Below are 254 nucleotides of genomic sequence, written 5' to 3'. Positions count from 1 at the left end.
CCACTTGAACGCATAGGCCAGCCCGACCCAGCTGAGGTACCCGATGGTCGTGCGGTCGATGCCGGCCTCGCGCAGCCAGAACGACAGCGTGCCCAGCACCAGCAACAGCGGCAGCCCCGCAGAAAACCCGAGCGTCAGCATGCGCAGGCTCGCGGGCTCGCGGTACACGCGCAGCGTCTGGCGCCAAGGCATGCGCGGCGGGCGCAGGGCGGCCGCATCGGCGGCGGGCTCGGCGCGGCGGGGGGCTGGCGCGG

General features: G+C 74.4%; 1 pseudogene. It reads right to left on the bottom strand.

Annotation, left to right across the window (positions count from 1 at the left end):
• Positions 1-192: pseudogene (locus B2J89_RS22260) on the bottom strand (AmpG family muropeptide MFS transporter); the annotation flags it as partial.
• Positions 193-254 lie beyond the last annotated feature (62 nt).

The organism is Acidovorax sp. SRB_24 (assembly GCF_012931925.1).
The sequence above is the reverse complement of the archived record's forward strand: the minus strand, read 5'-3'. Positions and strand labels throughout refer to the sequence as shown.